At 59.8% G+C, this 8,243-nt stretch carries 6 protein-coding genes and 3 pseudogenes; 6 read left to right on the top strand and 3 right to left on the bottom strand.

Features of this window, described 5'->3' with window-relative positions; genetic code table 11:
- Positions 1 to 248, top strand: a 248-nt coding sequence (locus FJ398_23460; protein ID MBM3840857.1) for a phosphomethylpyrimidine synthase, incomplete at its 5' end; no start/stop codon positions are given.
- 24 nt (positions 249 to 272) lie between these two features.
- Here FJ398_23460 and FJ398_23455 read toward each other — a convergent pair.
- From FJ398_23455 to FJ398_23445, 3 genes are all read right to left on the bottom strand, one after another.
- The gene (locus tag FJ398_23455) at positions 273 to 1,049 is read right to left on the bottom strand and encodes a response regulator (protein MBM3840856.1); all 777 of its coding nucleotides are present in this window, start codon (positions 1,047 to 1,049) and stop codon (positions 273 to 275) included.
- On the bottom strand, positions 1,046 to 2,233 hold the full coding sequence (locus tag FJ398_23450) for a hypothetical protein (GenBank protein MBM3840855.1): 1,188 nt from the start codon (positions 2,231 to 2,233) through the stop codon (positions 1,046 to 1,048). The genes FJ398_23455 and FJ398_23450 overlap by 4 nt, the downstream gene beginning before the upstream one ends.
- Before the next feature lie 104 nt (positions 2,234 to 2,337).
- Positions 2,338 to 2,850: a hypothetical protein gene (locus FJ398_23445; GenBank protein MBM3840854.1), complete on the bottom strand. Its 513-nt coding sequence runs from the start codon at positions 2,848 to 2,850 to the stop codon at positions 2,338 to 2,340.
- A 242-nt stretch (positions 2,851 to 3,092) separates the two neighbouring features.
- Between FJ398_23445 and FJ398_23440 the strand changes: the two are divergent.
- The 5 genes and pseudogenes from FJ398_23440 (at position 3,093) to FJ398_23420 (ending at position 8,149) form a co-directional block, all read left to right on the top strand.
- Positions 3,093 to 3,830 (top strand): annotated as a pseudogene (locus tag FJ398_23440) (phosphomethylpyrimidine synthase).
- 25 nt (positions 3,831 to 3,855) lie between these two features.
- On the top strand, positions 3,856 to 6,156 hold the full coding sequence (locus FJ398_23435) for a hypothetical protein (protein MBM3840853.1): 2,301 nt from the start codon (positions 3,856 to 3,858) through the stop codon (positions 6,154 to 6,156).
- Positions 6,157 to 6,275: 119 nt separating this feature from the next.
- The gene (locus tag FJ398_23430) at positions 6,276 to 7,304 is read left to right on the top strand and encodes a site-specific DNA-methyltransferase (protein ID MBM3840852.1); all 1,029 of its coding nucleotides are present in this window, start codon (positions 6,276 to 6,278) and stop codon (positions 7,302 to 7,304) included.
- A pseudogene (locus FJ398_23425) lies at positions 7,301 to 7,961 on the top strand (hypothetical protein). Before FJ398_23430 ends, FJ398_23425 begins: the two are co-directional and overlap by 4 nt.
- 83 nt (positions 7,962 to 8,044) lie before the next feature.
- Positions 8,045 to 8,149, top strand: a pseudogene (locus FJ398_23420) (hypothetical protein).
- The last annotated feature ends 94 nt before the right edge of the window (positions 8,150 to 8,243 follow it).

Genomic DNA, 8,243 nt, shown 5'->3' with positions numbered 1-8,243 from the left:
TCAACCTCAGCCTCGATCCCGTCACCGCGCGCGAATTCCACGACGAAACCCTCCCGCAGGACGGCGCGAAGACCGCGCACTTCTGCTCCATGTGCGGCCCGCACTTCTGCTCGATGAAGATCACCGAGGACGTCCGCAAATATGCCGCCGAACAAGGCGTCTCCGAACAGGAAGCGCTGCAAAAAGGAATGGAAGAAAAGTCCCGCGAGTTCGCCGAGAAAGGCAGCGAGCTTTACGCGAAGGCGTGATCCAACTTTTGGTGTCTGGCCAGTTCAACCAAATTTAAGCGCCTGTTCCACTTCGCGGAGGCCGCGGGTCATGGGAATGCGGCGACCGTTGTGGAGGATGAGAATGTTTTCGCCTTTGAACATAGGCTGGAGTTCTTTCACGCGGTCGAGGTTCACGAGGGCGCTTCGGCTCACGCGCAGGAATTTTTCCGGGTCGAGCTGCGCTTCGAGCGAATTCAGTGTCTCGCGCAAGATGTGGCTCTCCTTGCCCACGTTCACGGCGACGTAGTTGCCGGCGGACTCGATGGAATCCACGTCGGCGGTGGGCACAATGAACACTTTGTCGTCGGTCTTCACGGTGATGCGCGAGAGGAAACGTTGTGCGGCGGGCGCGGGCTTCGCGAACTGCGTGAGCAATTGTTCGAGCGAGCGTCGCCCGGCGTCGGCGGCTTCCTGTTTGGCGAGATGTTGGCGGGCGCGCGCGATGGCGGCGTGAAAGCGTTCGGGCTTGAATGGCTTCAGCAAATAATCCAGCGCGTGCTCCTCGAACGCGCGGACGGCGTGCTGGTCGAAGGCCGTAGTGAAAATAATCGCCGGCAATTTTTCGCGCGGGAGTTTTTGCAATAGCTCGAAGCCGTCCATCTCGGGCATCTGCACGTCGAGGAGGAGCAGCGCGGGCGTGTCGCGTTCGATGGCGGCAAGGGCGTCGTGGCCGCTGGCACATTCGCCGATGATTTCCAAGTCAGGCTCGTCGCGCGCAAGCAGGCGGATGCGTTGCCGCGCGAGCCGTTCGTCGTCCACGATGAGGGTGCGGATTTTCATGCGGGCCTCTCCGGTTGTGTTCGCAGCGCGAGGTGGAACGGGATTTCCATGCTTACCATGCAGCCGCCGTTCTCGCGGTTGCCCACGGCGAACTGGTGAGACTCGGGATACAGTTGTTCGAGCCGTGCGCGAGTGTTGGTGAGGCCAATGCCGCGTTCGTCAGCGCTCAAAATATTCTTCAACCCAGCGCCGGTGTCGCACACTTCGAGGCGCAGCGCATCGCCCACTCGGCTGGCGCAGAGGCTGATGACGCCCGCCGCGCGCATCGGTTCGATGCCGTGCCGGATGGCGTTCTCGACGAGCGGTTGCAGGATGAACGTGGGCACGAAGGCGTCGAGCGCGGCGGGTTCGATGGATTGCTCCACGCGCAGCCGTTCGCCGAAGCGGGTCTGCTCAATGGCGAGGTAGCGACCGAGGAATTCAAGTTCGCGGCGCAGCGGGATTTGCGGCACGGCCGCCGTTTCGAGTGCGGCGCGGAGGAGTTCGCTCAAATCGCCAAGCATGGAATCCGCCGCACGGGCGTCTGTGTGAATGAGCGTCGAGATGCTGTTGAGCGTGTTGAAGAGGAAATGCGGGTTGAGCTGCATTTGCAACGCTGCGAGCCGGGCGTCGGCAAAACGCGCCTCGGCAGCAAGCGCGCGTCGCTCGCGTTCCCGTGCCCGTCGTGACCACACCACGGCCTGGCACGAGCTGACGAGGATGCCGTAGAAAAGCACGTCGAGCGCGGCGCGGGCGAGCGGCGGGCCGCCACGCGGACGGCGCGTTTCCGGCGGGCCTGATTGCGTGGGACGTTGCCGCGCGTTTTCATTCTCGCCGAAGGACTGCCGCACCCATGGCGGGGGGCCGCCCGCAGGTCCTCCCTCCGCTGTGGTGAAACGACGATTCGGCAGCCATTGATTCGTCAGCACCAGCACACCGCACAAAACGAAATGCCCCGCCACACTCAACGCCAGTCGCCGCCGCTCGAAGGGAAAACGGAACGCCAGCCATACCGCCAGTGGCGCAAACACGAGCCAGACAAGCCACATCGGCAACGAAACCCGCAAGGCCGCCAGAACATCCAGCGAACCCAGCATCATGGCCTGCGCAGTGAACAACAATCCAAGCGCGAGCCACGCACCCAGCGCAATGAGCACAGGCGCACGCTGGTCGCGAGTGGGCTTTGAAGTGTTTGGCGGATTCATGGCGCAAGGATGATGCACGGACGGCGTTCAAAAGCGGAGCAAAAGAATTCCGCCGGGCGCGCGACCCGGCGGAATTGATTCATACGATTGGCGGATGCCAGCGTTTAGCGGCGCGGACCACCTGCACCGGCCGGACGTTGACCGCGCGGACCACCGGGCCGGGGCAGTTCGCCATTCTCGATGGCGGACTTGAGCGCGGCCTGTTCGGTTTCGTCCAACACGCCATCGTGGTTCGCGTCATACGGCGCGACCCGCGAATACATCCCAGCGATCCGACCGAGAATCTGCTCGGCGCTGAGGGTGACACCGGCGGGCGGCGTGCGATGCGCCGGAGCTTGCACCGTGCCCTCGACGATGGCCTTGGCGAGAGCTTCCTTCTCGGTCGCGTCGAGTTGGCCGTCCTTGTTTGCATCGAACGGCGCGACCTTGGCGTAGGCCTCGGTGAGATGTCCGACGGCGGGAGCGGCATCCGTGGGATGCTGAGGCGCACCAGCGGGAGGCTGGATGTTGCCGGGACGTTGACCCCGAGCGCCGCCGGGGCGGCCTTGAGCGTTGGCGGACGAGCAGAGGGCGAGGCCGAGCACAGCGGCCATCGCGAGTGTGGTGATGTTTTTCATACGATTCGTTTGTTTGTTGTCTTTTGTTTCGTTTCACCGCCGTGGCAACTGCTGTTGCCCGGTCAGCTTGGTGCAAGATTACGCGGTAAATCCGAATCCGCTTTACGGATGAGATGAGACGCCTTTCGACAGAGATGAACCCGCCATTTATCAGGATGGAGGTTGATTGGCCGGGCGAGATTGCGGAGAATTGTTTCACCAGTTGCATTTGAAAAGTTTTAACCCAGTTGAATTGCATCATCGCCATCATCGGCGACGGCCTGCGTCCCGGCTCGATTGCCGACGCCAACGACCAGGCGCAATTCGGCGAGCTCGAAGTGCAGGGCGAACTCACCCAGCGCGCTTGGGCCAAAGGCGTGCAAGTGATGAACGAAGGCCCGGGCCATGTGCCCATGCACATGATCGAGGAAAACATGGCCAAGCAACTCGAGTGGTGCGGCGAAGCGCCGTTCTACACGCTCGGCCCGCTCACCACCGACATCGCGCCCGGCTACGACCACATCACCAGCGGCATCGGCGCGGCGATGATCGGTTGGTATGGCTGCGCGATGCTCTGCTACGTCACGCCCAAGGAACACCTCGGCCTGCCGAACAAGAAAGACGTGAAAGACGGCGTCATCGCCTACAAGATCGCCGCGCACGCCGCCGACCTGGCGAAAGGCCATCCCGGCGCGCAATACCGCGACAACGCGCTGAGCAAGGCGCGCTTCGAATTCCGCTGGGAAGATCAATTCAACCTCAGCCTCGACCCCGTCACCGCGCGCGAGTTCCACGACGAAACCCTCCCGCAGGACGGCGCGAAGACCGCGCACTTCTGCTCCATGTGCGGCCCGCACTTCTGCTCGATGAAAATCACCGAAGACGTCCGCAAATACGCCGCCGAACAAGGCGTGAGCGAGGAAGAAGCGCTGAAGAAGGGCATGGAAGAGAAGTCAAAGGAGTTCGTGGAGAAGGGTGCGGAGGTTTACGCGAAGGCGTGAGTTTGATGTAATTGAGACACACACAATGAAAGCAGAACTCTGGCAACTGATTGACCGTCTGCGGAGTTCACCGCGCGGGGTCGAACCGAGCGCTCTCGTTCGTGAAATCGAAGCGCAAGGTTTGACTGTGACGGAGGAAGACATCCGAGAGATTGTCGGGCGCTTCGACGGCGGCGGATTTATTCCGCCGAAGCGGGTTGTTGATTTTGTAACGCGGCTCGCGGCTGGACGCCACATTTCCACCGCCCTTGATTTCGGTTGCGGCGTTGTTGGATTTGTCGGCAAGGCTCTCGGGCAACAGAAATCGAAGGTCATAGCCCTTACTCAAATCGCCGAGTGCGCCACGCTATCACGCTTGCTCTGCAAAGGGACGGCAGTTGAGGTTGTTTGTGAAACTCCACTTGCATGGTTTGAGAAAACAGAACTGCGATTTGATTTCGTCTTCGGGATGCCGCCATTTGGCCTCAAAGCAGAAACGTCACTTCCATTTCTTCAAGAGACCCCGAGACGGAGCATTGACTCGGCAACCGCGCACGCAGCATGGGCCGGTTCGCGTCTGACGGATGACGGCGTTGCCGTCTTGATTGTGCCGACCGGGTTCGCAGAAATTCAAGGTAACCACTCAGTTGAGACTCTAAACGCCTGTGGACTGAGCCTGGTTGCGTATCTGTCGCTGCCGCCGGGCGTCTTTCTGCCGAGCACCGCTGTTGCTGGAGCACTCGCAGTTGTTGCACGAAAGCCGACAGCGCGTGTCTTTGTCGGCACAGTTTCCGAGGACACGAATCGGAATGATGTGCTTCTCCGCAATTTCAACGGTGGACGCGAAGGCCGCGACGTTGGAACTGGTCGGTTGGTCGCGCCAGCAGACTTTCGTGGCGTTAGAGTTTTGGAGGCACAAGAGCAGGTTGACCGCACGGCTTCTCGTCTTGGTCTCACGCCAACTCGACTTCAGGACATTCTCGTTGCGGTGAATCTCACGAAGTCGAGCGAGCCGCCCGGCTTCGAGGAGCAACCGAATGCCGTCTATCTTCCGATGATTGGCAGGGGAGACGCGATTACTTCAATCGGGCAATTCCGCATGAAGCCGCACAATTATGCCCAGCTCATAGTGAACCCAGCGGCGGCCGACCCTGATTACTTGGCGGGCTTTTTCAATACGCCTCTGGGCCTTTCGATTCGGGAGCAGTCAACGTCAGGCGTGACGATTCCCAAACTTACCAAAGCAACGATTGGCCTGATGACTGTGTTCTTGCCTGACGTGAACACGCAGCGGATGACCGTCCAAACGCAGACGCGACTTCGCGAAGTGTCTGCGGAGTTGCGCGAATTGGAAAAACGCCTTTGGGAACAACCGCGTCGCTGCGACACGGTTGCCAAGGCAGCGGAACGGTTCGAGCGCAAGGAGGCATTACCGGATTGGATTGATACGCTCCCGTTCCCGCTCGGTTCGATTCTCTGGGCGTATCACACTTGCGGCACAGACGACAAAGTGCGTTACGAACACCTGCTCCACTTCTTCGAGGCTTATGGGGAGTTCTTGGCGACCGTTCTTCTTAGCGCATTCTCGCGTAACCAAGAATTCTTCGCTTCCGAACTCAAGGTGCTACGAGATGGCGTGGGTGGGAACATCTCACTTCAACGAGCTGACTTCGGAACATGGGTGCGAATCATGGAGAGGTTTTCCAAGACAAGTCGGCAACTTTTGAACGGTGACGCTGAACAGAAAGAGCGGGCCTTCGCCGCCTTCTGCTGCCGCGACCCAGAGACAATCCAAGCCCTGACGGAAAGCCGGATAGTTTCTTTGCTCCAGAAGGCCAACAGCCGACGCAATAGTTGGACGGGACACGGCGGTGTTGTAGGCGCACCGGAAGCGAGAGACCGTCACACTGAACTTCAAACGTATCTGACTGAACTGCGGGAATGCTTGGGCGTTTCGTGGGAGCGATACGAACTTGTGCTTCCCGGTGCGGCTACATTCAGCGGTGGCATTCACCGTTATTCGATTCAGAAAGTTCGCGGTCGGTGCGCGCCGTTTGAGAAAGCGGAGGTTGAACTGACGCATCCAATGGAACACGACGTTCTTCACCTCAAGGCACAAGACGAACGGAGCGCATTGGCGTTGCTGCCCCTCATCAAGGTGATGCCTTCGCCACGATTTGCTGAGAACGCCTGCTATTTCTACAACCGTCAGGAACGAGATGGCATTCGTTTCGTCTCTTACCACTTCGACAAGGAGGCCGATGTGACCGGCGCGTTCGCCGATACATTGCAGGCGATTACGAAACTGAACGCGGCATTCGAGCAGGCTGGCGCGGTTGGCTCATGACTTCAACAGCGTTGAACAGATGAAAACCCTCGACCGCCAAAAGCTGGATGTTGTCAACCAGACGCGGAGCAACATCTCCGGTTGGCGCGGCCAATTCCCGCCGAAGTTCGTCGCATAGCATGAACGGTTCAGACAAACCACGCGCCCCACGCAATCGCACGCTGACGCTTTCGGCGTCCGAGCAGGCGGCGTTGGCGCGGCGGCTTTTGCGCGCGCCGTTGCCGGCGGGCGTGGCGGCGTTGTCGGACCGCATCGTTTGCGGCGATTTCATCGAGTTGTTGCCACAGTTGCCCAAGGCGTTCGTGGATTTGCTCATCCTTGACCCGCCTTACAACCTCACGAAGCGGTTCGGTGCGGAGAGTTTTCGCGAGCGGTCGCTGGCGGAGTATGAGGAGTGGTTCGAGGGTTGGTTCGTTCGCGTGCTGCCGCTGCTCAAGCCGACGGCGAGCCTTTACGTGTGTGGCGATTGGAAGTCGTCCGCCGCCGTGCATCGCGTGCTGGACCGGCACGTCATCGTGCGCAACCGCATCACCTGGGAGCGCGAGAAGGGCCGCGGCGCGAAGTCGAACTGGAAGAACGCCAGCGAGGACATCTGGTTCGCGACGGTGTCGTCCGACTACTGCTTCAACGTGGAGGCGGTGAAGTTGAAGCGCCGGGTCATCGCGCCGTATCGCGAGAACGGCCAGCCAAAGGACTGGGAGGACGGTGCGGACGGACAGTTCCGACTGACGCATCCCTCGAATCTTTGGACCGACTTGACGATTCCGTTTTGGTCCATGCCGGAGAACACCGACCACCCGACGCAGAAGCCGGAAAAGCTGATTGCGAAGCTGTTGCTGGCGAGCAGTCGCGAAGGCGATTTTGTTTTTGACCCGTTCCTCGGTTCAGGCACGACGGCAGCGGTGGCGCGGAAACTTGGGCGACACTTCTTGGGAATCGAAATGGATGAGACTTTCGCTTGCCTCTCCGCGAAGCGCGTTGAACTCGCAAACGACGACTCTTCGATTCAGGGCTACGCGGGAGGCGTCTTCTGGGAGCGGAACACGCTCAACCTGCAACCGAAGCCGAGCGCGCCAGTCGCGGACGAGCACCCGATGCTTCTGGAATCGCCGACGCCGTATCGCGTCACCAAATCCAAGGCGAAATGAACTCTCCCCTTTTTGAACCGAAGTCACGCGAGCGCATCGAACGCAAAGTCCGTGACCTGCTGAACGAACAAACAGATTTTCTCTCCGCCGACACTGCCGAAAGCACACGAGCCGATGGCGACGCCATCCAATCCATCATTGAAGACAACTTCGAGGGGATTCTTGGCGACCTCGTTGTGAGCTTCCGCCAGCTTTGCGCGCCGTGCGATGGCCGACCTGGCTTTCAAAGACAGCGTCGCCAATTACTGCGTCGTGGATGTGAAAACGCATCGCGAAGGCACGGCGTTCAACATGCCAAACCTCACATCGGTCGACCGGCTCGCTCGTTTCTACGAGGACGACACGAACTACTTCGTCATGCTCATGGTCAAGTATGCCGTCAGTGGCACGAAGGTCACGGTGCAGCACGTTCACTTCATCCCAATTGAGCACTTGAAGTGGGACTGCCTCACGATTGGCGCACTTGGGACGGGTCAAATTCAGATTGCCGATTCCAAGCGAATTGAAATTGACCCGAGGCAGAAGCGGCGGGCGTGGATGCTGGAATTCTGCGACACGGTTCTGGCGTTTTACCCGCGCGAGATCGCCAAGATCACCAAGCGCATAGGCAAGTTCGAGAAGGTGAAAGAGTTTTGGCTCGCCAAGGCGGAAGTTTGATTTGTCGAGTTCACGGAAAATTTTAACGCGAGTTGAATTTGAAAAGTTTTGACCCAGTTGAATTTCATCATCGGCATCATCGCAACGGTTTGCGCCCCGGTTCGATTGCCGACGCCAACGACCAGGCGCAATTCGGCGAACTCGAAGTGCAGGGCGAACTCACCAAACGCGCGTGGGCCAAGGGTGTGCTGGGTAGCGCGGGCGACCCGCCTGCGGTCTGTGGCGACTCGCCGCAGACATTCCCATCGGGCCATGTGCCCATGCCCATGATCGAGGAAAACA

Source organism: Verrucomicrobiota bacterium (genome assembly GCA_016871535.1).
Lineage (GTDB): Bacteria > Verrucomicrobiota > Verrucomicrobiia > Limisphaerales > SIBE01 > VHCZ01.
This window is presented reverse-complemented; position numbering and strand designations above follow the sequence as displayed.

What these genes read in the sequence shown, in the direction of transcription:
- FJ398_23445 (MBM3840854.1), bottom strand. Translation starts at nt 2,850, where the DNA reads ATGAAAAACATCACCACACTCGCGATGGCCGCTGTGCTCGGCCTCGCC.
- FJ398_23435 (MBM3840853.1), top strand. Translation starts at nt 3,856, where the DNA reads ATGAAAGCAGAACTCTGGCAACTGATTGACCGTCTGCGGAGTTCACCG.
- FJ398_23455 (MBM3840856.1), bottom strand. Translation starts at nt 1,049, where the DNA reads ATGAAAATCCGCACCCTCATCGTGGACGACGAACGGCTCGCGCGGCAA.
- FJ398_23430 (MBM3840852.1), top strand. Translation starts at nt 6,276, where the DNA reads ATGAACGGTTCAGACAAACCACGCGCCCCACGCAATCGCACGCTGACG.
- FJ398_23450 (MBM3840855.1), bottom strand. Translation starts at nt 2,233, where the DNA reads ATGAATCCGCCAAACACTTCAAAGCCCACTCGCGACCAGCGTGCGCCT.